Annotated in this window: 20 protein-coding genes and 1 pseudogene; 16 read left to right on the forward strand and 5 right to left on the reverse strand. The window is 49.5% G+C overall.

The features are described from left to right. The first annotated feature begins 58 nt into the window (after positions 1-58). Genes M3650_RS32530 through M3650_RS05825 form a run of 4 tightly spaced genes read left to right on the forward strand, consistent with a single transcriptional unit; the run spans position 59 to position 7854 of the window. A complete protein-coding gene (locus tag M3650_RS32530) occupies positions 59-529 on the forward strand; it encodes a DUF4912 domain-containing protein (RefSeq protein WP_369011094.1) in 471 nt (156 codons plus the stop codon). Beyond that, a complete protein-coding gene (locus M3650_RS05815) occupies positions 526-3438 on the forward strand; it encodes a 1,4-alpha-glucan branching protein domain-containing protein (RefSeq protein WP_251573146.1) in 2913 nt (970 codons plus the stop codon). The genes M3650_RS32530 and M3650_RS05815 overlap by 4 nt, the downstream gene beginning before the upstream one ends. Beyond that, complete coding sequence (locus tag M3650_RS05820; RefSeq protein WP_251573148.1) at positions 3435-5867, forward strand: sugar phosphate nucleotidyltransferase; 2433 nt, start codon at positions 3435-3437, stop codon at positions 5865-5867. Before M3650_RS05815 ends, M3650_RS05820 begins: the two co-directional genes overlap by 4 nt. A 4-nt stretch (positions 5868-5871) precedes the next feature. Then, the gene (locus M3650_RS05825) at positions 5872-7854 is read left to right on the forward strand and encodes a glycoside hydrolase family 15 protein (protein ID WP_251573150.1); all 1983 of its coding nucleotides are present in this window, start codon (positions 5872-5874) and stop codon (positions 7852-7854) included. An 89-nt stretch (positions 7855-7943) separates the two neighbouring features. Here the strand turns inward: M3650_RS05825 and M3650_RS05830 are convergent, their stop codons facing one another. Further along, a complete protein-coding gene (locus M3650_RS05830) occupies positions 7944-8492 on the reverse strand; it encodes a peroxiredoxin (RefSeq protein ID WP_019421406.1) in 549 nt (182 codons plus the stop codon). Between the two features lie 1049 nt (positions 8493-9541). Here M3650_RS05830 and M3650_RS05835 point away from each other — a divergent pair. The 5 genes from M3650_RS05835 (at position 9542) to M3650_RS05850 (ending at position 14210) form a co-directional block, all read left to right on the forward strand. Further along, entirely contained in the window at positions 9542-11215 is a 1674-nt protein-coding gene (locus M3650_RS05835; protein WP_483311728.1) for an alkaline phosphatase, read from the forward strand. Positions 11216-11282: 67 nt separating this feature from the next. Then, positions 11283-12002 (forward strand): ABC transporter ATP-binding protein, encoded by a 720-nt coding sequence (locus tag M3650_RS05840; RefSeq protein WP_251573155.1) that lies wholly within the window; start codon positions 11283-11285, stop codon positions 12000-12002. 29 nt (positions 12003-12031) lie between these two features. Then, positions 12032-13099, forward strand: coding sequence for an ABC transporter permease (locus tag M3650_RS05845; protein ID WP_311295029.1), 1068 nt, complete (start codon positions 12032-12034; stop codon positions 13097-13099). Next, the gene (locus tag M3650_RS32235; RefSeq protein ID WP_311295031.1) at positions 12996-13226 is read left to right on the forward strand and encodes an ABC transporter permease family protein; all 231 of its coding nucleotides are present in this window, start codon (positions 12996-12998) and stop codon (positions 13224-13226) included. Before M3650_RS05845 ends, M3650_RS32235 begins: the two co-directional genes overlap by 104 nt. Positions 13227-13271: 45 nt before the next feature. Then, complete coding sequence (locus M3650_RS05850) at positions 13272-14210, forward strand: hypothetical protein (protein ID WP_251573157.1); 939 nt, start codon at positions 13272-13274, stop codon at positions 14208-14210. Between the two features lie 244 nt (positions 14211-14454). On the opposite strand, the gene leuB is transcribed toward M3650_RS05850, so the two are convergent. Next, a complete protein-coding gene (leuB, locus tag M3650_RS05855; RefSeq protein WP_251573159.1) occupies positions 14455-15531 on the reverse strand; it encodes a 3-isopropylmalate dehydrogenase in 1077 nt (358 codons plus the stop codon). Between the two features lie 130 nt (positions 15532-15661). Beyond that, positions 15662-16306, reverse strand: coding sequence for a CmcI family methyltransferase (locus M3650_RS05860; RefSeq protein ID WP_483311727.1), 645 nt, complete (start codon positions 16304-16306; stop codon positions 15662-15664). 357 nt (positions 16307-16663) lie between these two features. Here M3650_RS05860 and M3650_RS05865 point away from each other — a divergent pair, with 357 nt between their 5' ends. Both M3650_RS05865 and M3650_RS05870 read left to right on the forward strand, forming a co-directional pair. Next, a complete protein-coding gene (locus tag M3650_RS05865; protein ID WP_251573161.1) occupies positions 16664-17752 on the forward strand; it encodes a glycosyltransferase family 61 protein in 1089 nt (362 codons plus the stop codon). 60 nt (positions 17753-17812) lie between these two features. Beyond that, positions 17813-18163 (forward strand): annotated as a pseudogene (locus M3650_RS05870) (IS630 family transposase); the annotation flags it as partial. 450 nt (positions 18164-18613) lie between these two features. Here M3650_RS05870 and M3650_RS05875 read toward each other — a convergent pair. Both M3650_RS05875 and M3650_RS05880 read right to left on the reverse strand, forming a co-directional pair. Beyond that, positions 18614-18793 (reverse strand): hypothetical protein, encoded by a 180-nt coding sequence (locus M3650_RS05875; RefSeq protein ID WP_251573163.1) that lies wholly within the window; start codon positions 18791-18793, stop codon positions 18614-18616. A 10-nt stretch (positions 18794-18803) separates the two neighbouring features. Next, positions 18804-20450: a helix-turn-helix transcriptional regulator gene (locus M3650_RS05880; protein WP_251573165.1), complete on the reverse strand. Its 1647-nt coding sequence runs from the start codon at positions 20448-20450 to the stop codon at positions 18804-18806. A gap of 379 nt (positions 20451-20829) precedes the next feature. Here M3650_RS05880 and M3650_RS05885 point away from each other — a divergent pair, with 379 nt between their 5' ends. From M3650_RS05885 to M3650_RS31820, 5 genes are all read left to right on the forward strand, one after another. Then, the gene (locus tag M3650_RS05885; protein ID WP_251573167.1) at positions 20830-22137 is read left to right on the forward strand and encodes an ABC transporter substrate-binding protein; all 1308 of its coding nucleotides are present in this window, start codon (positions 20830-20832) and stop codon (positions 22135-22137) included. Positions 22138-22140: 3 nt separating this feature from the next. Next, positions 22141-23556, forward strand: a complete 1416-nt coding sequence (locus M3650_RS05890; protein WP_251573169.1) for an extracellular solute-binding protein — start codon at positions 22141-22143, stop codon at positions 23554-23556. A 178-nt stretch (positions 23557-23734) separates the two neighbouring features. Continuing rightward, positions 23735-24994, forward strand: a complete 1260-nt coding sequence (locus M3650_RS05895; RefSeq protein WP_251573172.1) for an ABC transporter substrate-binding protein — start codon at positions 23735-23737, stop codon at positions 24992-24994. A 3-nt stretch (positions 24995-24997) separates the two neighbouring features. Next, positions 24998-26413: an ABC transporter substrate-binding protein gene (locus M3650_RS05900; RefSeq protein ID WP_251573174.1), complete on the forward strand. Its 1416-nt coding sequence runs from the start codon at positions 24998-25000 to the stop codon at positions 26411-26413. A 180-nt stretch (positions 26414-26593) separates the two neighbouring features. Next, on the forward strand, positions 26594-26722 hold the full coding sequence (locus M3650_RS31820; RefSeq protein ID WP_285848324.1) for a hypothetical protein: 129 nt from the start codon (positions 26594-26596) through the stop codon (positions 26720-26722). Positions 26723-26893 lie beyond the last annotated feature (171 nt).

The following is a 26893-nucleotide window of genomic DNA, read 5'->3' on the forward strand; positions in this document are numbered from 1 at the left end:
CCGCTCACCTATCAAGGACAAATGGTCTTCGCGCCAGCATCATTCAGTTATGCATCTTATGGTCAAAGATCCATGCACCTTATTTGCGTACTGGGACATATCCGAGCGTAAACGTGCAGCCACAGAACGACACTACCGCATGAGTTGGTATGAATTCACCAAGAGAATTCGAATATATGCCGTGACGGACCAACGAGAGCTGCTGTCCAGTTCGGTCCAATATTTCGATGTGAATCTAGATCATCTAGAACATGATGGGGATTCCATCTATATTCATTCCATCGAGCCGGGCCAATCTTATATAGCAGATTACGGTATTCTTAACTCATCATTGCAATTTATACCAATCGCACGCTCTGCAGCCGTTCGCACTCCCCATAATCTCTCGTCAGCATCCACCGATTCGGAACAGACGTCAACACGCATCGTTTCGTTATCATCTCAAGCTCCGTCGTCCGACTCATCCTCACCCTTTGAACAATTCTCAACCTACACGCTATATCCGAATCGAGAAGGAGTCCGTGAATGAAGGGAACTATACTGTATCCGTCAGATGCGCCAATGCAGAATCAGGGACAGATTGCCCTTATCCTGCATGCGCATTTGCCTTATGTGCGTCACCCGCATCGACCGAATTCGTTGGAAGAACGTTGGTTCTTCGAAGCAATGATGGAGACGTACCTGCCTCTTATTGACGTGTTCCGCCGACTTGAACAAGATAACGTTCCGTTCCGCATTACGATGACGCTATCGCCCACGCTCCTGTCGATGATGGAGGATAAGCTTATGCAGACCCGATTTGAAGAGCATCTGAAGACATCCATCCGGCTCGCGCGTTCGGAGACGAAGCGACTTCGCACGAACAACGAGCTGCAGAACGTCGCCGCCTTGTATCTTGAGCGTTGGCTCAAATGGTTGCATATGTATCGTCAATGTCGGGGCCGCGTCATCGAGTGGTTCCGTCATTTTATCCAGAAGGGATGGCTGGAATGCATCACCTGCGCCGCCACCCACGCCTTTCTTCCACTCATCAAGCATCCGGTGATGGCCCACGCTCAGATTGAGATCGGAGCACGTGAACACGAGCGGCTGTTGGGACATCGGCCAGAAGGCATATGGCTGCCGGAATGCGCCTATTCCCCCGAGCTGTCGCCGCTCCTACAAGCAAGTGGAATCCGGTATTTCATGGTCGATCATCATGGATTACTGACGGCACAGCCCCAGCCGCACCGACTTCAATATGCGCCTGCCATGACCGAAGACGGTGTGTTCGCCTTTGCCCGGGACCCGGAGTCGTCCCATCAAGTCTGGAGCAGCTATGAAGGCTACCCCGGAGATTGCGATTATCGGGAATATTACCGCGACATCGGCTTTGATTTGGGCTGGAATGACGAAGCGGAATGGAATTATATCCTCCCCTATATATTGGAGGATGGAGCAAGGCTTAACACGGGAATGAAATACTACCGCATAACAGGAGCGGGCTCAGACAAAACTCCCTACCGTTTGGATTGGGCTCTGCACAAGGTGCGGGAACACGCCAAGCATTTCTTGGACAGCCGCGAGCGTCAGCTGGTTCAAGCGCAGTCATGGATGGATCGGGCGCCTCTCGTCGTCTGCCCTTATGACGCAGAATTGTTCGGCCATTGGTGGTTTGAAGGGCCGCTGTGGGTGGAAGCCTTGTTCCGCGAGCAGCACGCCCGCGGGGAACAGCATGAGCAGCGGACGAAGTTCGTCGCGCCAAGCGACTATATTGCAGCCTACCCGGACAGCGAGCAGACGGATCTGACCTTCAGCAGCTGGGGGCGCGGCGGATACGCCGACGTATGGCTGCAAGAGCGCAACGACTGGATATATAAGCATCTTCATCATGCGGAAGATCGTCTGCTGCAGTATGCACAGCGGCTGCGGGACAGCTGGGGGTTCAGACCCGTGCAGGAACGCATCATGAATATGGCGTTGAAGGAGTGGATGCTGGCTGCCAGCAGTGACTGGGCTTTCATCCTGGATGCCGGCACGGTGACGGAATATGCCGCCGAACGGACCCGACAGCATCTTGGGCGCTGTCATTTGCTGTTGGATATGCTTGAACAAGGGGTGTATGACCTGATTCAGCTAGAGAAGATGGAGGCGGAATATCCATGCTTCAAGACAGCCGATTATCGCCTTCTGCTTCCGGATTCCAGCTCGCCGAGAAGGACAGATATGCCGTTCTACACCGTTCTCCAGCCGCTTCCTCCCCCCCCTTCCACAAGTCCCAAGGCGAAAGTCACCCTCATGCTGGCGTGGGAATTCCCGCCTCTCATCGTCGGTGGCTTATCCCGGGCTGTGTACGATCTGTCCCGCCATTTGGCGGAGAAGCAGTGCGAGGTGCATGTGATCACGCGTGAAGTCCCGGACGCTCCATCCTATGAGTTGATGAACGGCGTGCACGTGCATCGCGTTGCCCTTATACATTCAGTCACCCCTATAGACTTTATGGATTGGGTATTCCAAATGAACGCGGCCATGTCTGACGGAGTAGATGCGCTGGTGAGCAGGGGGTTAACCTTCGACTTCCTTCATGCCCACGATTGGCTCGTCTATCCTGCTGCCCAAGACATAAAGAGCACATTCGGCTGTCCGCTCATCGTGACCATTCACGCGACCGAGCACGGGCGCAACCACGGCCGAATTCAAGGTGAGCTGCCACAGCGCATTCATCAGATGGAATATCAGCTTACGGAAGAAGCAGAGCATGTCATCGTGTGCAGTCATTCTATGGTGCAGGAGGTCGAGCAGATCTTCTCTTTGCCGCGCCGCAAAATAACGATGATTCCGAATGGTGTCGAAATTGGAGCGGAGTCTGCTGCGATACAAAACTTATCCGGAGCAGCCGTTCCCGCATCCGGGCCCCCGCTTCTGTTCTATGTCGGACGGCTCGTATTTGAAAAAGGCATACATGTGCTCATTGAAGCAATGCCCCGCATTTTGCAGTCCGTACCGGATGCCAAGCTTATTATCGCAGGTACCGGTCCGATGAAGCAGGAGCTAGAAGGCCAAGTTCAAGCTATGAGCTTGGGGGAGCAGGTTCATTTTGCCGGATTCGTTCAAGACGACACGAGAGATGCGCTAATTCAATCCGCCCGCGTCTGCGTCTTTCCGAGTCTGTATGAACCGTTCGGCATCGTTGCGTTGGAAGCCATGCGCTTCGGCACGCCGGTTGTCGTATCCGACACAGGCGGATTGGCAGAAATCGTTGACCATGGCATTGATGGTTATAAAGCACTGCCAGGACATATTGAATCCCTCGCTTGGCATGTGACCGACATGCTCTTGCATCCAGAGCACGCGGCGGAGATGGCTGCCACAGCGCTATACAAGGTGCGCACGCAATACGATTGGAACACAATAGCCGTGTCTACGAGACAAGTATATGAAGGAGTGATCGCCCGATGAAAGCCGTCATCATGGCTGGTGGAAAAGGAACACGTCTGCGGCCGCTTACGCTAAAGACACCGAAACCTATGGTACCGTTATTGAATCGCCCTTGTATGGAATACATTATCGAGTTGTTGAAACGGTACGATATTCACCAGATCGCGGTCACGGTTCAATACTTGCCTGATGTCATTCGCAACTATTTCGGAGACGGGTCTGACTTCGGCGTGCAGCTTCAGTATTTTGAGGAGGGCACTCCGCTCGGGACAGCCGGAAGCATCAAGAACGCCTCCTCCTTCCTAGACGAGACCTTCATCGTAATTAGCGGCGACGCCTTGACTGATTTCAATCTGCGTCAAGCCATCCAATATCATAAGCAGAAGCATGCACTCGCCACGATGGTGCTGACGCAAGTCCATTCCCCGTTGGATTACGGCGTGGTCATGACAGATGAAGAGGGGAAAGTGACTCGTTTCCTGGAAAAGCCAAGCTGGAGCGAAGTATTCAGCGACACGGTAAATACCGGCATTTATGTACTGGAGCCTGAAATATTGTCGTGGATTCCGGAACGGGAAAGCTATGATTTCAGCCTGCAGCTCTTCCCTGCCCTGCTGCGGGAGGAGAAGCCGCTCTTCGGCTATGTAGCGAATGGATACTGGTCAGATGTCGGCAGCCTGCACCAATATCGCCAGACGCAGTTCGATATGCTTGACCGGAAAGTCGAGGTGCGCATTCCGGCTTCCGAACCGATGCCAGGCTTATTTGTGGAGCATGGGGTGCGCCTGCCTTCGCGGATACGTCTCAGCGGACCGTCCTATATCGGAGCAGGCTGCACGCTGCATCCTTCCTCCGCTGTTGGGCCTTATACGATCCTCGGTTCTGGGAATGTGATTCATCCGTACAGCTCGCTGGAACGAACCATCGTATGGGATGGCAGCCTTATAGGCAGCCACTGCGACATCCAAGATGCGATCGTGCTGCACCGCACGCTGATTGGCAATGATGTCCACATTCAAGAAGGAGCCGTCATCGGGCACGGCTGCGTGTTGGGAGATAAGTCTCATATTCGCTCTCAAGTAAAATTATGGCCGGACAAAAAGATCCAACCTCACAGCACGGTTCATACTTCGTTGATATGGAGTGAAGAGGTGCCTGCCTCCCTCTTCGGCGGCAAAGGGATTGTCGGCAGACCGAATGGAGACATTACCCCCGAATTTGTCGGGAAGCTTGCAGCCGCATATGGCTCCGTTCTCCCCTCCGACGCTGCTATTGTCCTCGGTTCAGGAATGCATTCCTTTGATACGCTATTAAAAAGCGTGTTCGCCGCCGGCCTCCGTTCGCTCGGCATCCATGTCATCGACATCGGCGTTGTCTCCATGGAGTGCACTCGCTTTGCTGTACAGACACTGAAGGCCGACGGTGCGGTTCACGTGCAGCTCTGCGTGGCTGGCAACGATGTGAAGAATGAACAAGTCTTTATACAATGGACGGATGCCCAAGGTATGCCGATGGCCAAGAGCCTGGAGCGCAAAGTTGAAAATGCTTATTTACAAGAGGATTTTGCAAGAGGCGCCACCAATCGGATTGGACGATGGAAAGGATATGATCATGCCATCCCGGATTATATCGAAGCGCTGCGCCGTGCGGTCGATTTCGAACTGATCCAGGATGCTTGTTTTTCCATCATCGTACAGTCCTCGCCGTCCGAAGCTTCCACAACGGAGCGCTTCGCTTCCATGCTGGGCGGAACGAGGGTACATACCCTATCGGCGCAGCCAAATCCAGCGGCCATCATCGAGCATGTCCGCAATGTTCAGGCTCAGATAGGCGTCATGTTGAATGAAGACGGCACCTTCCAGCTCGTTACGGACGAAGGAACGATCATTCATGAAGACACGCTGCTTCCCCTCATCGTGCTCGCCTTGGCGAAGTCAAGCATCAATGCGAGCATAGGCGTTCCTGTCAGCGCTCCGATTACACTAGAGCAAGTCGCCGTGAAGTGCGGAATCCGCATCATCCGGACGAAAGAGCCGCTGCGCGCCCGTATGGAAGCAACGAATGGGCTGCCCTTCTCCCCGTTCGCCCATCGTTTATATGCGGTGAGTCTCATTTTTCAGCTTATGGCAGCCGAACAGCGCTCCTTGCGCGAGCTTGTTGCAAGCATGCCGTCGATTCATGTGGCGAAGGAGCAAGTCCCTTGTGCCCTGCACGAGAAAGGCGGAATGATGCGGGAGCTGATGGAATGGGTCCGTCGGGAATCGGTTCAGGCAGAATTTCTGGATGGGGTTCGCATTCAATCGGAAGAAGGCTGGGTTCTCATTCAACCGGATCAGGATGAGCCGCTGTTTCATATTATCGCGCAGGCGGACAGCTCCATGAAGGCGCAAATTCTGGCTCATGAATTTGCGGGGAAATTAAAGTATACACAACCTTTGATAAGGAAGTGATGACGTGCCTAGACATCTCGTCGTAGGAAACGGAAAATTCCTAGTCAACTTGGATGAGCATACCTATATACGTGATGTCTACTTCCCTTATGTAGGCCAATTAAATCACGTAGGCGGTTACCGCTGCCGTGTCGGCGTGTGGGTCGACGGACAATTCAGTTGGTTGGATCACCCGGAATGGGACTTTCGCCTAGGTTACGTCGAAGAGTCCCTCGTTACGGACGTGACAGCCGAACATCCCCGATTAGGGCTGACGTTATATATGAATGATGCCGTCCATCAGCGGGACACCATTTTTCTCAGACGAATCCGCATCGTTAACCACCATCCCTTTGCGCGTAAAGTTCGCCTATTTTTCCATCAGGATCTAGTCATCAATGAAACAGAAGTGGGCGATACCGCGGTGTACTACCCAAATAACGGCACGCTCTTTCATTATAAGAAGGACCGCTACTTCATGTTCAACGGCATAAGCACGCGGCAGGATGGCACACTCGAAGGCATCTATGAATATTCGACAGGCATTAAACGGTTCCACCAAGCCGAGGGCACGTGGAAGGACGCCGAGGACGGACAATTGATGGGAAATGACATTGCTCAAGGCTCTGTAGACAGTACGTTCAGCTTGCGTACCGAAGTGCCGGCTTCTGGTGAGCGAACAGCCTACTATTGGTTCAGCGCCGGAACCAGTCTGGAAGAGGTCGTGCGGCTTAATGAATATGTACGCAGCAGTCACCCCGAACACCTTATCGAGAGGGTAAGCACGTATTGGAAACGCTGGGTGAACAAACAGAGTCGCTCCTTTGCGAATCTCGAACCCGAGCTGATCCGGCTTTATAAACAAAGTCTGCTTATCGTGCGCTCTCAAACGGACGTGAACGGTGCCATCATCGCGGCGAACGACACGGATATTATGCAATACAATCGCGATCATTACAGCTACATGTGGCCGCGTGACGGCGCGCTAGTCGCTCAGGCTATGTCTGCGGCCGGCTACCATGGCATGATTGCGCCTTTCTTCCGCTTCTGTGCCGAAGCGCTGACGTCCGACGGATATTTGCTTCATAAATATAACCCGGATGGGACAGTCGGTTCGAGCTGGCACCCTTATATTCATGATGGCAAGCAGCAGCTGCCGATTCAAGAGGATGAGACGGCACTCGTCCTGTACGCCCTGTGGCAGGATTACGAGCAGCACGGGGATATAGAAATGGCGCAATCGCTCTATCAGACGCTCATCCGACAGGCGGCGAAGTTCCTGCTTCATTACCGTGATGCGAATCTGGGACTGCCGCTGCCAAGCTATGATTTATGGGAGGAGCGGTACGGAATATTCACGTTTACCGCCTCCGCCGTGTACGGCGGCCTTACCGCTGCTTCGAAGTTCGCTGCCTTATTCGGAGATGACGAACGGGCGCAGCGGTACAGCCAAGCTGCGGAAGAGATTCGAGCAGGCATCGTGACCCACTTATGGAACGAGGAGGAACAGCGCTTTGCACGCGGCTTATACCGGCAAGACGGCCAGTGGGCACAGGACACGACACCGGAAAGCAGCATCTTCGGCATTTATGCCTTCGGTGTGCTGCCGGCGGACGACGTGCGTGTATTGTCCACGATGCGGTCATTAAAAGAGAAGCTCTCCATCCGAAGCAGCACGGGGGGCATCGCCCGCTACTATCGCGATTATTACTTTCAACGCTGCTCCGATATGGGCCTCGCTCCGGGCAATCCATGGATTATATGCACTTTATGGTTCGCGAGCTATGACATTGCGATGTCCTCAACGCTTGCCCAGCTGGAGCAAGCCCATGACACGCTGCGCTGGGTCGAAGCGCATAGTCTGTCGAGCGGTCTTCTGTCGGAGCAGCTTGATCCGTTTGACGGCAGTCCCGTCTCGGTCGCGCCGCTAACGTGGTCGCATGCTACTTATGTGGACACCGTGCTGAAGTACTTGGCCAAGTATGAACATTTAAGCAATGCCCTATAATTAGCGTTCAACTGATCTACAAAGCCCCGACGGATAATTCCGCCGGGGCTTTGCTATGTTCGTGCAGATGGATGCGGCAAGCGCAATGCTTACTTCGCTACCAAATGTTTGTCGCCTGGTTTCCAGTTAATTGGGCACAGACCGCCGGATTGCAATGCTTGCAATACGCGGAGTGTCTCTTCAACACTGCGGCCAACGTCGTTATGGTTAACGACTTGGTATTTCACTTCGCCTTCCGGATCGATGATGAACAGACCGCGAAGCGCTACGCCTTCCTCTTCAATCAGAACGCCATAATCACGTGCAACGTTCTTCGTAATGTCGGAAGCAAGCGGGAAGTTCAACTTGCCGAGGCCGTTGTCTTCTTTCGCTGTGTTGATCCAAGCGCGGTGGCTATGGATGGAGTCAACCGATACACCAACGATTTCAGTATCCAATTTCTTGAATTCGCCAGCCGCATCGCTCAACGCAGTAATTTCAGTCGGGCATACGAATGTGAAATCAAGCGGATAGAAGAACAGAATCAACCATTTGCCGCGATAATCGGACAAAGATGCTGCACCGAAGTTTTGTCCATCGCCATTTACTGTCTCCATGTTGAATTCTGGAGCGGGTCTGCCAACTAAACGTTCTGCCATGTTGAATTCCTCCTTGAACTATATCAATAATAATGATTCACACGGGTTAATAGGCTTGTTGCTGTAGAACAACTTCCATATTGAATGTTATCATTCGATAATAATGATGTCAAGATTATAATCATTATTTATTAATATTAATTATAAAATATGACTAAATTGCGAACCATTCTCAATAGAGTTTACAATGCATATGTATTATATCATTTCTACGCCCATGCATCCCGCTCCTGCCTGAACCGTTGTAATTTTTCGTGCGGAACGTTAATTTTTTGTGAATTCTTCAGATGCCGCCTACGTTAACACTCGACTCTCTTTCCTTTGCTCCATTCTCCCCTTCAATTCTCCCCTTCAATTAGAAGTTGCCTGCCTATCGCTTCTTAACCGCAAGAGAATCTTTGCTTGCTTATCGCTCCCTGAGCCGTAAGAATCAAATTTTGACATGCTCATCGCTTACTGAGTCGTAGGGAGATTGAACGAAAGGAGTCTATAAACGCAGTGTCTTTGCAAGGTAAATCAATCTGTTTATAAAAGCAAAGCATGTCCAGACACATTTATGCGCAAAAAAGCCACTGATTTCCTGATATCCGATCACTTTTTAAGGTCAGACTCATGGATAACAATGAGCGTATGTGTTCTTGGAGAATATCGCCCCCTCCACCCTGAATAGAGCAATACTGGTTTGATCAGCCACGTCTCCAATTTTATAACTTATGTCATTGAAATACTGATAATCAACACCTGTTTTCACTTTTACTACTTTTACTATGTATTTCTTTTCTTGTTTACGGCTTCATGATCGATTTGATCGCTCTGGCAAAATGTCGAGTATTTCATTGATGTTCAGCCTTTGATTACACTGTCAAGCACTGATCTAAATTAGAGCCATAACAAAAACTACATATACATTTGAATTTCCGTTTACATTCATTTAATAATCACATGACATTCCCCCTCTACAATAAAGGATGTAAATATATAACCAGTTGGAGGGGAAACTGTTGAACAAATATGTACGCAAATCGTTAGTAATTGGTCTGGCACTTCTCATGCTTCCACTTGGCGCGATGCAATCAGGAACGACGCTAGCGAAAGAAGCCGCAAAGCCTCAGCCTGTCTCAAAAAATCTCATCGTCCTGATTGGTGACGGCATGGGACCTGCACAAGTGTCGGCAGCTCGAATCTACTCCAAGAACAAGCTGAAACAACCTCACCTGAATCTGGACAGCATATATGTGGGTCAAGCCACCACCTTCGCTGATAAAGGCGAAGATGGCGATACCATTGTGTCCGGTGAAGTAACAGATTCTGCTTCGGCAGGTACTGCCTTTGCCACAGGGCACAAAACATACAATGCAGCAATTAGCGTTTCTAACGAGGATGTTTCCAGGCCGTTTGCCTCGGTCATCGAGGCTTCCAAGACAGTCGGCAAATCAACAGGGCTTGTCACAACGGCCCGTATCACGCATGCGACACCTGCCGTATACGCAGCACATGTCCGCAACCGTGATAATGAAAATGCGATTGCATCTCAATATTTGACATCCGATGTTGATGTTCTGCTTGGCGGCGGCAAACGCCACTTCGTGAGCAAGAAAGAAAAAGGCAAACGCGAAGACAAAACCATTATTCCAGACTTTGAGAAAAAAGGTTATAAAGTTGTATACGATAAAAAAGGCTTGAAATCATTAACGGCAAAGAACAAAAAAATTCTCGGCCTGTTCCATGATTCCCACGTAGACTACGTGCTTGATCGCAAAACAGAGACACCTAGCTTGGCTGACATGACCTCTAAAGCGATTGAATCGTTGGCTACTAATCCAAAAGGCTTTACGATGATGATCGAGGGCGGACGGATTGATCATGCCGGACATGCGAACGATTTAGGATCTATGATCCAAGAGACGTTGGACTTTGATGCAGCAGTCAAAGTAGCGCTGGACTTCGCGAAAAAAGACGGCAATACTTCTGTCGTAATAACAGCGGACCATGAAACAGGCGGATTCTCGCTCTCACGCGATAACATTTACGAGCTGAACGTGGATGCATGGGATAAACAAAAGATTTCATCCGAGCTCCTTGGGCCACAGCTTGCCAAAGCCGTCACAACAGATGAAGTAAAAGAACTCATCAAGAAATATACCGGCTTTACCGATGTGACAGAGGATGAAGCGCAATACATTATGGAGGGCGACGGATCCTCTTATAAGCAGGAAGGTGCATTTAACCAAGTGATGGCGAAGCGTTATTTGGTCGGATGGTCCGGACACGGACACTCTGCCGTTGACGTAGGCGTATGGGCCTATGGTCCGATTAGCCAGCTTGTCAAAGGGCAAGTCGACAATACCGATATCGCTAAAGACATTGCTCAAGTTGCAGGACTGGATCTGACGAAGGCTACAGCTGAACTGCGCAGCAAGCATTTGTACCCGAAATTTAAAGTAACCCGTGAAGGCAGCATCATGTACCCTGCAGTGGAATTAGCAAAAGCTCTGCAAATCAAGGTATCGAACAACAGCGCAGCAAAGGAAACAACATTCACAAAAGGAAAAGTAACCTTGAAAGTAAAAGACGGTAACACGGTAACAGTGAACGGCCAGGCCAGCACACTGCCGGCAGAATTAGACCGCAACGTGCTGTACTTAAACCTTGACGCATTCAGCAAATTAACTGGTCAGGCTCTGAAATGGGATTCCTTGTCTGAACGCATTGCACTGAAATAACCATATTGACTTTGAAAATCGGGTAGGATGGCACACGTCATCCTACCCGTTCCAGTGAGGTGACCTTATGATTCAGCTTCATCAGGTGCATAAGTCTTTCCGTAATCAGCAACAGTTGATCCCTATCCTTGACATTGAACATTGGCACGTATCAGAGGGCGACCAGATTGCCCTTCTAGGTCCAAGCGGCAGCGGCAAGAGCACACTGCTCTACGTGCTATGCGGGGTACTGCCTGTCGATGAAGGAGAATGTATCATCCTTAACGAGCCTCTGCATCGGATGTCGGAGCTGGAGCGCGATCGCTTCCGCTCCAAGCATGTTGGCATTATTTTTCAAGACTTCCATCTCATCTCCTCGCTTACAGCGAAACAGAACATTGAGCTTGTCTATGAAGGACCTTTGAATGGCCGGGAGCGATATCAGCACATTCAGCAGTGGTTCGAACGAGTCGGCTTGCAGGAGCGTATGAACCATTTGCCTAGCCAACTATCGCGAGGTCAACAGCAGCGAGTAGCTATGATACGCGCACTCATTAACCGTCCCGCACTCCTGCTTGCAGATGAGCCGACCGGCAGCTTGGATTATGAAACGGCACACCTTACAATGAATCTGCTGCTGACGCTATCGCAAGAAGAGGGTGCGACTTTAATTACAGTTACCCACGATCAGCATTTAGCCGTACACTATCCGAAGCAAGTATATATCGCAACGATAAATCAATATGCCATGATTCAAGGTCCGGTCAATTGGGGCTCATCAATTGCGACGGGAGCCAAGCAAGCATGAATATATTCCACTTCCTTTGGCGCAACGTCATGCATAGAAAGACACTTTCCATTCTCACGGCATTATCCATCACGCTCACGATTGCCCTTATCATCGTTCTTCTGCAGGCTAGTGAGGGTGTCGAGCAAAGCGCGCAGAAAGGCTATGGCCCATTCGAGCTGACACTCGGTTCGAAAGGAAGTCAGACGCAGCTCGTGCTAAATACGTATTACCACGTTGGTTCACCGGGTAGCAATATTCCGCTCCAAGTGCTGCATGATTTGAAGAATGAACAGGAAGTAGCGAAAGCTTTTGCGATGACAGCTGGAGATTCCTACAATGGGTATCCGATTGTCGGACTAGAACCCTCCTACTTTTTTACGCGCTATGGTGATCATTCGTTGATAGCTGGCGGTATGTACAACAAAACCGGTGAAGCAGTCGTAGGATCCCATGTTGCGAACATGCTTGGACTACACGTTGGTGACACCTTTCACGGGAGTCATGGTCTGGTGCATGGCAGCGTCGATTCGTTTGACACGACATCGGATAATCACGAAGAGCAACATGATGAACCCGATCACGAGCACTTTGAATATCAAATCGTCGGCATTCTCCCTCCGCTCGGCACAGCGGATGACAGGGCTGTATTTACAACCGTTGATTATGCTTGGCACGTCCACGGCATAACGCATGATGAGGACAAACAAATAACCGCCATTCTCGTTCAGCCCAAGTCGCTGCTCGGCGCCCAGATGATTAAAAATAAATATAACCAGCGTATTGATGTCCAAGCGGTCTATACCAGCAAGGCAGTAGCTGATGTCGTTAACGTGGTCGATCAAGGCACAGAGTTGGTTCAGTTCGTTTCCATCCTATGTGTAGTGCTTGCGGCTATTTCCCTGTTGCTGTCCCTGACCTCCGTTGTGACGGAACGAAACAAAGACGTCGGCCTCATGCGCTTAATCGGCAAATCACGTCAATACGTTATGGTCCGTCTTAATTGGCGAAGGCTTGTTCTTAACAGCAATCGGAGCGATAGCTGGCTTGCTGCTTGGACACCTCGTCACCTACTTCTTTGCAAGCTCCATATTGGAATGGAGCGGAGTGCATGTTGATGCGTTACGTTTCGTTCCGGGAGAAGGATGGCTTCTTCTTGGGGCACTGCTTGTAGGCTTTGTCGCTTCGATCGGACCGGCTTGGAAAGTGTATCGTGTCGATTCCCTTCAATTATTCCGCACTTAGCGGACAGGAGAAAGACGACCAACGAGGAAAAGAGGCGAAAAGGAAATGAAAATAACATTCAATAGTCTAGCTGCAGGTTCAGTAATAAGCTTAAGTCTGTTGTTATCCGCTTGCGGCCATTATCAACAGCAGTCTGATAGCGCCGCACCTCAATCTTTCGCTGCTGCAGCTGTGGATCAGCAGACATTAGAAGAAGCGACAGCAATAGCACACATAGCGGATACGGCAGCAGGCGGCAGTTCTGGCAGCAGCACCACGGGCGGCGACATCTCAACGAAGCCGCCGCAAGACAGCTTGAAGCCAAATAACCAAGCAGACAAAGCCAACAACAAGAAAAATTCCACAGCAAACTCCAAGCTCGGATCTAAATTAGAGGAGTCAGCTGCGGCAGTGAATAGCAGTACATTGGATAAAGTCAGTCCGGCGCATCATGCTAATCCTTCGCCTAATGCCAAGCAGCAGCCCCTTACGGGCACTAGTGTGAAGAGCAAGATCAAGCCTTCAACTGCAGGCAATCATAAATCAACTGCTAGTACCGCTCCAGATGCAGACAGCAAGAAAAAAAACGCCGCCGCACAGCAGAACAATGAGCCGAATACTAAGCCGGAGAAGTCCTATTCCAATACGTTGCTCTGGTCTGAATTTTTCGATAACGAGAAACAAGATACGCCTTCAGATAAATTTTGGGAGCTTTCCGGCAAGCAAGTCAAGATTAAAGGCTATATGGGCGAAGTGCTATCATTTGACAAGCATTGGTTCTTGCTCATTCCCGCTCCGGGCGCCGAATGCCCGTTCGACAACGGAGATGAAACCTATTGGAACAAGATTATGATGGTGTTCGTACCTTCCGATACGAAGCTGCGCTATACATCAGGAGCGTTGGAGCTGACCGGAACGTTGGATGCGGGCATTAAAATAGACGAATCCGGTTACAAAACAATGTTTAGGCTGTATGATGCAACGTTTGAAGAATTAAGCGAATAGTTCGAGTTGCTCCTAATTTCCCCCTCTGCCCTTGTTTTCCATTTAATTCTAAACATGGATTTAGGCACATTATAGTTCATGGATTCAAGTATATCTTCCAGATTTTTTTGCGGCAGGAATTCGAACTAGGATGGTTTCGATGGATAATAACGGGGCAGGCTTTACGGTGAAATACCGATTCAGGGTATTCGTGACATACGATTGGAAGGTCGGAAGCATAACGCTCCGACCTTTATCATCAAGCCTATTTCATCGCGGCTACGATTAAATCGCCCATTTGCGTCGTGCCGAGCGCCTTCGACTTGTCTGTTGCGATATCCCCTGTACGGTGTCCTGCGTCTAGCACTTCCTTCACAGCCGTCTCAATCGACTGCGCCGCTGCTTCGTATCCGAATGTCAGGCGGAACATGAGCGCCACGGACAGAATCGTCGCTATCGGATTCGCCACGCCTTGACCCGCGATATCCGGAGCGGAGCCGTGCACCGGCTCGTACAGCCCGAAGCTGCCTTCTCCTAGCGAAGCCGAGGACAGCATACCGATCGAGCCCGTCAGCATTGCCGCTTCGTCACTCAAAATATCCCCGAACATATTCTCCGTCACGATGACATCGAAGCTCGACGGACGGCGCAGAAGCTGCATCGCACAGTTGTCGACCAGCACGTGCTCCAGCTCCACATCTGGATATTCTGGAGCAATGCGGTTCACCGTCTCGCGCCAGAGGCGGGACGTCTCCAACACGTTCGCCTTGTCGACCGAGGCCAGCTTCTTGCGGCGCTTCTGAGCAATCTCGAACGCTTGACGCACGATGCGTTCCACTTCCTGCACGTTGTATACGCACGTGTCGACCGCTTCCTGACCGTGTTCCCCTTCGCGGCGGAACTTCTCGCCGAAGTAGATGCCGCCGGTCAGCTCACGCACGACGATAAGGTCCGTTCCCTCGAGCACCTCCGGCTTCAATGTAGACGCATCCTTTAAGCAGTCGAAGATGACTGCCGGGCGAATATTGGAGAATAACCCGAGCGCTTTGCGAATGCCAAGCAGCCCGGTCTCAGGCCGAAGCTCCTTCGGGTTGCTATCCCATTTCGGACCGCCTACCGCGCCCAACAGGACGGCATCCGCTTGCTTACACTTCTCAAGCGTCTCTTCCGGAAGCGGGGTTCCTTTCTCGTCGATTGCAATACCACCGAATAAGCTGTGGCTCGTTTCGAACGAATACCCGAACAACTCCTCCGTACGCTTTAATACTTTTTCCGCTTCTTTGACGACTTCCGGCCCGATGCCGTCGCCTGCGATAATGGCGATCTTCTTCACTTCTGCCATGTCTGTCACTCCTCGTTCATTGTCGTTACTTTCAGTTGTAACACAAATGAAAGAGGTTGGCTAAGATATAAAAGCTATCATTTTTATAGGAAAAAACTATGAGTAGTGTTTCATTCCATCGTCTTGCCCATTATTTTACTTTTAACAAATAACCATTCGGATTAAATGTAAGATGGAATTTATGTCTGCTTTCATCCACTATGAATTGGTCGTTCTCCGTCAAAAATTGTTGCACGGCTCCCATGGGTCCAGGGGCCAAGTGAGGAGCGATTGGGTTTCCCCCGATGATGGTGTCTTCTACAATCAGGTAACTTCCAACCGATACTAGCCCATAATACAGTCTCATCTCTTGAAGCACGTGCGGTTCTGTATGATCGGAATCGAGAATGACTAATACGACATCACTAGGTAATATTGATTCCTTTATTTTGTTAACAATCTCAGTAGAGGTCGTATCTCCTAATAGATAAGAAATTCTGCCATGCTCGGGTCTTTCCATTTCCTGTATATCTACCGTAATCACCTTGCCCTTGCCTAATAGATCGCACATATTTGCTAAAAACAAAGCACTTCCGCCCTGATTTGTTCCACATTCGACTATCACATCAGGTTTAACTTGGAACAGGATTTCTTGGTAGTTAAATAAGTCTAGCGGACATTTAAGTACGCGGTGCCCGAACCAATATGTGTCCAACCATACTTCACTATCAAAGTAATGATGATGGAAAGACTTTACGAAATCACCCACAATTTCTTCCCCTTTCTCGCCAATCACATTTTCATATCCGTTTCTAGACAGTGTATGAAAATTATAATGATTGCGTGAGTGAAATAGACTGCCATCGTGTGCTACCACCTAAGCCAAATCTATCTTCCAACCCAAATTAGAGCCAAGATCCATCCGAGAAATGTATGTCTCTGTATTCTATACGCCGTCCCCCCGTTCTCGGAACGGTCATAGAATATCTTAATTTCGTAAGCTTCATAGGGTTATTAGAAAGAATATCCTTATCGCAACTGCCAAGACGACTGTAGTCCCGATGATGCATGCCGGTCTGCCCTCCCAGCACAACAGAGGGAACAAAGCTCACCGCAAAGTAAGACAACGAGTCTATTAACGGAGGGAAGAGAAATGTACCCAATCCCCGACCAGTTCTACGCAAAAACGATCGACTGGGCTATAACTTATGCGTTAAGCAACAATTACCGCTTGGAGGACGTTTACAAGGTAATATACCCGAAAGAAATGCTTCAGCTTCAGGCCCCCAAAGGCTTGGACTCTACCCGTTGGCCTACGTTATGCAGCTTCGACGAAGCCTTCGTGGCCGTTATACCGAACGGACGCGTCGTTACGGGGAACTGTTATGTCGTCACACCTGACAATAAACGGCTGCTCGATGTAGAATACAACTACCCGTACGGTATTCAGGAATTGCCCTTCCCGGAATATCGGGCTGAGACCGTGGCTACCCTCATATGGGGTTGGAACATTCCCGAAGTCGGTTACACCCAAGCCGTATTCGGCCATTGGTTTTTTGATATTTTACCGCGCATTCATCTGGTGGAACAGAGCGGGATCGCAATCGATAAATACTTAATCGGCAAACTGACCCATCCTTTTCAATATGAGTCCTTGAATATGCTCGGTATTCCAATGGATAAATTGATACAAGTGGACAAGAATGACTTTCATCTTATGGCAGACAAGTTGGTCGTCCCCGCAGTGCCTTGGATATTGGGCAAGAGTCCTAGATGGGCCTATCAATTTATACGACATCGATTGAAGGATAACCATTCAGTTCAACCCGTGAACGGTTACGAGCGAATATATGTAACCCGGCAAGATGCGAATGCGCGCTTTGTCCTGAATGAAGACGAAGTCATGAATATGCTGCGCGCAAAAGGATTCACACGTATCGTGCTCACTCCGTTGACTACCCAAGACAAAGTAGCCATTTACTCGTCTGCACACGCGATTGTCGCTCCGTTCGGGAGCGGAAACATTAATTTCGCTTTTTGCAATCCCGGAACGAACATCGTGGAGCTCACGCCGCACACCGTGGCGGATGATTACTTCTGGAAGATAAGCAATCATGCGCAGCTAGACTACTACGAAATCGTATGCGATATCGGATATCCGCCCAGACATATAGGAGGATTGGACAATATGATCGTTGATATCAACAAGCTGCGGCAAGTGCTTGAACTGGCTGGGATATAAGTCGGATCAGCCCCCCTCATCAAAAAATTGAGCGTATGAGACGGGACGAATCGTTGGCAAGAAGACGAACACTATACGGCTGAAACTTTTCTTGCCTTTCTCCAGAAGATCCTCGCGGCTTATCCGACGGGGAAACTTGTTCTTGTGTTAGATAATGCCCGGATTCATCATGCAAAGCTGCTTCAGCCGTTTCTGAAAGAACAGAATAATCGGCTTAAGCTTGTATTTCTGCCACCATATAGCCCACAGTTAAACATCGTGGAAGGACTCTGGAAATGGCTCAAGTCCAGTGTGATCAACAATGTGTTCTATTCCACCGTTTCCGAAATCCGTCTGCGTGTCGGGCAGTTTATGGACGAAATCATGAAGTACCCTCATGCAATCGTTGACCGCCTATGCGTTCGACTTTGAATGCTATCTTCTTTCGTTCAACTTATATAGTTTGGTTAGTGTAAAGTTCGGCTAGTCCGGTTAATTCAGATGTTTCAGCTAGTCCGGTTGGTCCAGATAAGCGAAAATCCTGCATAGCTGCATCAATTTACGCCATATAAGCACATTTTCGATGGAATTCCTGCAAAATTACCACTAGCGTTGCATCAATCTTTTCACGAAAATTTCTATCCCATAAGTCTCTATATTTGTAACTTATTGAACAATATTTGTGGACAAAAATAAAGAAATCTCCTATTGTTGAGTTACCCTTAGCGTTATCCATAAAACGCCTCAACAAAGGAGATTTCTATTTGTAGAGGCACAGCTCCAGCAACGAGACTCATACAATACAAAGGTATGTCAGAGCATGTAGCGGCTAATCCTGAATTTCAAGACCTGCTTGGTCTCAAGAGCATAAGCGCTTCTCAACTATGGCGGAAGCTGAAACGGCTGCCTATATGTGCTCGGTGGCATCGCCATCCTCGGCGGCGGCATCGTCACGAACCTGCCAGCGGCCCGCAAGGCGAAGAAGCGTCCTTCCCGCTCGGCATCATGACCATTCGATGGCATTCCGTGGATCCAAAACAGCAGGCCTATGCATTTGCGCATAGGCCTGCCTTCACGATATCAACGATTCCTTCCTTGCCTTCTCCACCGCCTCATCACGGTTGCTTACATTCAGCTTCGCATAAATAGAAGGCATGTAATTCCGCACCGTGCGTTCCGACAGATGCAGCCGGGACGCAATGGCTTTATAACGAAGCCCTTGCATTAATCCCTTCATAATATCCATCTCCCGGCTTGTCAACGAGAACGGATTCTCGCCTGATACGCGAACGGATGGGGCGAGTGCGCCTCCGCTGTGCCGGCCTACCGGTTCATGCCCTCCTTCCGGGATCATCCTGCCGCCGCAATGCACGAATCGAATGGTAGCGGCGAGTTCCTTCGCGCCAGCCTCTTGCGATGCATATCCGTCAACCGCGCAGCGCAGCGCCTGAACCGCCTTTATACGTTCCTCCCCTTCGTTAACGATAACGATAACGCGGGTATCTGTTCCCTTCCCTTTTTCCCGGATGCGCCCTATCCAATCTCTCCTGTCTGTTCCATCCCAATGTACGGACAGCAGTATAATATCCGGTTGTGCATGCTTCACGACTTCTCCGGCCTGAGCCTCATGATCTGCCGCGATCGCCCGGAAATCCCGTTCTTCGTTCAAAAGGTTCACGACATGCTCGCGCCATGCAGGAGAATCTCCCATCACTACAATCTCAATCCGTTCGACGGGAGCTGCCGCTTCGCTCGGTACCGTTACGGTCATCATCGTTCCTCCGTCCACACCGGCATAAAGATGCATATCGCCTCCCAGCTTGTTCAGACGCTCTTTCACAGGAGACAGATCCGAGCCGAATGGCAGCCAATCGAGCCGCTTTCCATTATCCTCTATCTGCAGCGTGATGTGCGTTGGGGCATATTGCAGGGTCATGTGAATAGAACCAGCTCGGCCGTGCCAACAGGCATTGGCCAACGCCTCCCATGCACAGCGGTACAATAACTGCTGCGTGTCCTGATCGACCGGATATGCGCTGCCAAGCTTCCGGAAGGATACGGGAACGCCCTCTTGCCTGCTCCAATCGTCTGCGACCGCTTCAATAAAGTCCTCTAGCGGCAGGTCATATCCCGGCTGCTCCAGACTCCGCAACTGATCATGAAGCTGATCCCTCTCTGCCACGATGGATGCTCTCAGCGATTCTAAGCGCTTCATGCCGTCTACTGAAGTGACATGCTGGCGAAGCGCATCCAACTCAGACCCTGCTATCGTAAGAAGGTGACAGACCTTCTTCGTGGTCTCGCGTGCGGTCTGGCAGCGCTCCTCCAAGCGCAGCGTCCGTTCCGTCTGAAACGGGTGCTGTTCAATAATCTCGTAATGATCCCCAATGACGGTAAGTTTGCGCTTGGCCGTGCGTATAATATCTCCGAGCTTGCGCAAACCGAATCCAATGAAGTAGAAACATGCCGCTAAAAACAAAGTGCCAAACACAGATGCTCCCCAAGACGCATCCGGCGAGAAGCATGCTGCCACAGGAGGAGTCGCAATGGCAAGCATAGGCACAACCCAGTTCTTCGTATTTCTATGAAAATACCCCATCGTGAACGCTGCCGGAAAGAACATGAAGTAAAAACCGAGATCTATAGCGGTGTAGATGGAAAATCCGCCTGTAATCAATACATCGGCAATGATATACGCCTGATAACGAAATGCTAGCAAAATAATAGGAACTTGAAGATATAACACAATGAATAGGATGGCATCAATGGTAAGAAAAGATCCCAAATATTCATTTTTTAAAAGAAGAAGAGTCCACACAAAAAATAAGATGCGTACCAGGAGCACTAGCCCGTCCAGCTTAGAAACGCGTTTGTTATTCAAATTCATTAAAAACAACCCCAATAGAATAGATAGATTATTGTGTTGGAATAGATTTCTATTCATATGTACCATGAAAAGACGGAAAAAGAAAGCTCTGGGAGTCACGACCTTTTCCAACTTTCAACTTCAGGACATTTTGACCCTACCGGGCAGGACAATCCGTATGCTACCTTAACGTGGTCGTGCTTTTTTATACAAGAAGAAGGAGGAGTTGGAATTGAAAACAAGGCTTATGAAGAAGGAGGAGTTGGAATTGAAAACAAAGCTGATGGCATGGACGCTCATTTGCAGCTTTTTTTTGCTCATGCTCCCGGGTCAGGCGGATGCTTCCAGCGAGAAAGTGACCTTGAAGGTATTGGACTATTCCCAAGAATCTTTTAACAAGAGCTTCGGGGATGCATTTATGGCCAAATACCCGAATATTGAAATCAAGGTCATTCCGACACTGAACGAGAAAAAGACAGCGGTGCTTCGGGGTGATGAACTGCGTAAGCTGGAGGATAAGGAAAAGCCGGATCTGCTGCTGCCCGATCAGGATAGCTTGGAAAAATATGTGGCAGAAGGCCGACTCGTCGATTTAGGGCCCTATATTGCCCAATCCAAATCTATCAAGCTGGCCAATTTGAACCAAAATATTGTGAATTTCATGAAAGTAAAAGGCAAACTCTACACGCTCTCGCCGACATTTATGACCAAAGGTCTATTTTATAACAAAACCCTATTCGATAAATACAAAATCAAGTACCCGAAAAACAAAATGAGCTGGGCGGAAGTGATGGAGCTAGCCGCGGAATTCAAGAAGAAAGCGGGCTCGGATAAGGTTGAAGGGTTTGATTATGACCATCATTTATTCTCTTTGGCCGACACAATCTCACGCTCCTATAATCTGACATATCGAGATGTCAGCAAGGGCGGCAAGAACATAACGATCAACACCAAGGAATGGAAACCGATCTTCGATATGGTGCTCAAGGCTGCCAAAAAAAATGCAATTACGACGAATAAAGATGCCTTTCTCAAAGGCAACACGGCAATGACGGTATCTGATTCATACCTTCTTCACTCGCTTAAGCCGCAAAACATTAAGTTCGAGTGGGGAGTTGTATCCGAGCCGGTGAATCCTGCCCGTCCGATAAGTTCGGCATACGGAGCCAATCATATGTTCGGCATTAGCGCCGAGTCGAAACATGCGGATGCGGCTTGGAAATTTATTGAGTTCGTCAACAGTGACGATTTTGCCAAAGGGTACCTAAAGGATGGCGAATTTATGTCCGGAGTACCGACTAACGAATGCTGCAAGAAGTGGAACAATAAAGTCGACCTTAGCGGCCTCTACCAGTTGGCTCCGATCAAAAAGATGTATGATCCGAACCAAGCGGATATCTGGCAAGTTTATCTTAAAGAAGGGGATGCGGCATTCAAATCCGCCTTGAATGGCACACAGAGCCTTGATTCCATGTTAGCCGGACTTCACACGAAATTACAGTCTGAGCTAGATAAAGCATGGGCCAAGAAAGGAAAATAAGCCATGAAAGATCTGCTTCGCGGACCGAACATCGCATGGCTGCTCCTCGGCTTGATCCTGCTGCTGCAAGGCTGTGCCGACAAGCATACCGAGCCCTTCGACCCGAACAAGCCCGTTACCTTAAAAATCATGTACCCTTGGGAAGGGGAAGAGTTCTATAATCGGTTCGGTGAGCAGTTCCAACTGAAATATCCGAATGTCGATTTTCACATCATCAAGGAGCCGGAGTATAATCCCGAGTTAACGGCAAAAGAAAATGAACAGGCATTGCTTGCCTATATCGCGAAGGAACGGCCTGATGTTCTGAAACTTGGTCCCTTCAGATTCGAAACGGTAGCGGCTGCGGGTAAGCTCATTGATTTGGCGCCATGGATTCAACGGGACAAGTTTTCGCTGGACGGGATTTACCCCCCAGTTATTGACGCGATTAAAATGAAGGGCCGCGGAACGCTGTACGGACTGTCCCCAACATTTATGAGTTCTGCCCTATACTATAACAAGGACTTATTTGAGCGGTATGGGGTTACGCCGCCCCATGATAAGATGACCTGGGAACAAGTGCTTGATTTAGCTGCGCGCTTTCCGGTTGATGGTTCCCCTGAAGAACGGATATACGGGTTTACTCAGCCATTCTCTAGTGATAGTTCTATATTTGTGCTCATGGAGAGCATCGCCAAGACCGAGCAGATCGCATTGATCGATGCTTCGGGGACACGATTGCTGTTCGACTCGGACGGCTGGAAGCGGATAACGAAGCTGACTGTGCGGAGCATGAACTCCAATTCTGTCTATTTTCCAGTGACGGTTGATCTAAGCAGGATGCTGGTCGATGATCCGTTCCTAGCGGGCAGAGCCGCCATGGTCGTCATGGGCGATTCTATAGCGGCGGACTTGCAAGTTATAAACCAAATCAGGAAAAATTCCATTCCCCCGGAAGAGCCGCTGCGTTGGGGAGTTGTACCGGTTCCGATCGATCCCGTAAATCCGCAATCCGCGAACGAGATCACTGTGCTTGAAATGTACGGTATTGGGGCTGACTCTACCGCCAAGGCAGCAGCCTGGGAGCTTGTGAAGTTCATCAACGGCGATGAATGGGCAAAAGCTAAATCTCGTGCCAAAGACGGGGGTAATCTGCTGGCGCGTATCGCATACAATAAAGACCGCTACGACCATTTCGATCCTGAAGAGATTGAGGCATTCTATAAAATCAAACCGCAGAGCGGAGAAGAACAAAGGCAAATCCGCCAAGTCCCGCCTGAATTCCAGACATCGTTCGCAGAGATCGTAAGGGAAGAACTCGAAGCGATTATCGCGGACAAGCAAAGTGTTGATCAGGCCGTACAGAAGATTCAGACACGAGGCCAGGCGAAGCTTGATTCGTTCAATGCCCGGACGGAAGAGAATAACGGGGTTCATTAATCTCTATTGGAATAAGCCCGGTGCGGATTCGCATCGGGCTCGTTTCGCGTGCCCATCTCCTCTTTGCCTGACCTCCAACCTTCCACTTCAGGACATTTTGACCCTACCGGGCAGGACAATGTGTATGATACCTTAACGTGGTTGCTAGCTTTTATACAAGAAGAAGGAGGAGTTGGAATTGAAAAGAAAGCTGATGGCATGGACGCTAATTTGCAGCGTTCTTATGCTCATGCTCCCGGTTCATACGGAAGCGGCCAGCGAGAAAGTGACCTTGAAGGTGTTGGACTTATCTCAAGATTTTTTTGACAAGAGGTTTGGAAATGCGTTTACGGCCAAATACCCGAATATTCAAATTAAGGTCATCCCGATACAAAAGGGGAAATCACTGCTTGGGGGTGATGATCTACGTAAGCTGGAGGATAAGGAAAAGCCGGATCTGCTGGTGCCCGATCAGCTTAGCTTGGACGAATATGTGGCCGAAGGCAAGCTCGTCGATTTAGGGCCGTACATTGCCCAATCCAAATCCATCAAGCTGGCCAATTTGAATCAAAATATTGTGAATTCCATGAAAGTAAATGGAAAACTATACACGCTTTCGCCGACATTTATGGTGAATGGCCTATTTTATAACAAAACCCTATTCGATAAATACAAGATTAAGTACCCGAAAAACGAAATGAGTTGGGCGGAAGTGTTGAAGTTAGCCGCGGAATTCAAGGAGAAAGCCGGCTCTCCAGGATTTCAATATAACAATGACTTATTCTCTTTGGCAGCCTCTGATATCGCAGGCTCGTATAAGCTGACATTTCAGGATAAGAACAAGGGCGGCAAGAACATAACGATCAATACCAAGGAATGGAAATCAATATTCGACATGGTGGTCAAAGCTGCCAAGAAAGAGGCAATTACCACGAAAAATAAGGCTTTTCTAGCAGGCGACGCTGCCATGACGGTAGGGAACCCACTTTTTTTTATCGGGTTTAAGTTGGAAAACATCAAATTCGAATGGGGAGTTGTGTCGGAGCCGGTGAATTCCGCTCATCCGATAAGTTCGGCATACGGAGCAAATCATATGTTCGGCATTAGCACGGAGTCGAAACATGCGGATGCGGCTTGGAAGTTCATTGAGTTCGTCAACAGTGACGATTTTGCCAAAGGGTACATGAAGGATGGCGAATTGGGGAGTGGATTGCCGACCAACGAATGCTGCAAGAAGTGGGGCAATAAAGTCGATCTTAGCGGCCTCTACAAGTTGGCTCCGGTCAAAGAGAAGGATGATTCGAACATTCCCAATATTAGCGAATTTGTCTATAAAGAAGGAAGCGAAGCATTCAAATCCGTCTTGAAGGGCACACAGAGCCTTGATTCCATGTTAGCCAGTCTTCAAAAGAAAGCACAATCAGAACTAGATAAAGCATGGGCCAAGAAAGGAAAATAAGCCATGAAAGATCTGCTTCGCGGACCGAACATCGCATGGCTGCTCCTCGGCTTGATCCTGCTGCTGCAAGGCTGTGCCGACAAGGAAACCGAGCCCTTCGATCCGAACCAGCCGATTACCTTAAAACTTATGTACGCTTGGGGAGAGGAGGACTTCTATAATCGGTTCGGCAAGGAGTTTCAACTCAAATATCCAAATGTCGATTTTCACTTCGTCGAGAATCGGGAGTATAATCCCAATCTAACAGCAGAAGAGAATGAGCAGGCATTGCTTGCCCATATCGCGAAGGAACGGCCTGATGTTCTCAGAATTGGTGGCGGCAGCGAATTAGAAGCGGTGGCGGCTGCGGGTAAGCTCATTGATTTGGGACCATGGACGAAACGGGACAAGTTTTCGCTGGACGGGATTTACCCCCCAGTTCTCCATGCGATTCAAATGCAGGGCCGCGGAACGCTGTACGGACTGTCCCCCACATTCGTAAGCTCGGCCGTATACTACAACAAGGACTTATTTGAGCAGTACGGGGTTACGCCGCCCCAGGATAAGATGACCTGGGAACAATTGCTTGATTTAGCTGCACACTTCCCGGTTGGAGGTTCCCCGGAAGAACGCATATACGGGTTTGCTGAGGAATTCGCTGCCGAAGATTCTATATTTGGCCTCATGAATCGCATCGCCCAGACCGAGCAGATCGCATTAATTGATGCTTCAGGGACACGATTGCTGTTCGACTCGGACGGCTGGCGGCGGATAACGAAGCTAACGGTGCGGAGCATGACCTCCAATGCTGTCTATTTTCCTGAAAAGCTGACGATTGGTCAAAGCATCACGCCGGATAATGATCTGTTCGTATCGGGCAGGGCCGCCATGATCGTCTCGGGGGATTATAGAATGGGTTTGTTGGAAGACAAGAACCACACCATGCAAACTTCACCTTCCTCGCAGGAGCCACTGCGTTGGGGAATGGTGCCGGTTCCGATCGATCCCGTCAATCCGCAATCCGCGAACGAGATCACTGTGTATGAAACGTATGGCATCGGGGCCGACTCTACCGCCAAGGCAGCTGCCTGGGAGCTTGTGAAGTTCATCAACAACGACGAATGGGCAAAAGCTCAATCTCGTACCAAAGGCGGAGGGAATCTGCTGGCGCGTACCGCATATAATAAAGACCGCTTCAATCATGAAGATATTGAGGTATTCTATTCAGTCAAACCGCAGAGCGGAGAAGAACTGCGTCAAATCCGCCAAGTCCCGCCTGAATTCCAGACATCGTTCGCAGAGATCGTAAGGGAAGAACTCGAAGCGATTATCGCGGACAAGCAAAGTGTTGATCAGGCCGTACAGAAGATTCAGACACGAGGCCAGGTGGAGCTTGATTCGTTCAATGCCCGGACGGAAGAGAATAACGGGGTTCATTAATCTCTATTGGAATAAGCCCGGTGCGGATTCGCATCGGGCTCGTTTCGCGTGCCCATCTCCTCTTTGCCCTGACCTCCAACCTTCCAACTTCAGGACATTTTGACCCTACCGGGCAGGACAATGTGTATGATACCTTAACGTGGTTGCTTGCTTTTATATAATGAGAAGGAGGAGTTGGAATTGAAAAGAAAGCTGATGACATGGATGCTAATTTGCAGAAGTCCTTCTCCTGATGATCCCGGTTCATACGGAAGCGGCCAGCGAGAAAGTGACCTTGAAGGTGTTGGACTTATCTCAAGATTTTTTTGACAAGAGGTTTATTCCACCGTTTCCGAAATCCGTCTGCGTGTCGGGCAGTTTATGGATGAAATCATGAAGTCCCCTCATGCAATCATTGACCGCCTATGCGTTCGACTTTGAATGCTATCTTCTTTCGTTCAACTTATATAGACAGTGTTCCAACACTAGTTTGTAACGCTT

This window comes from Paenibacillus sp. MER TA 81-3 (assembly GCF_023713585.1).
GTDB lineage: Bacteria > Bacillota > Bacilli > Paenibacillales > Paenibacillaceae > Paenibacillus_B > Paenibacillus_B profundus.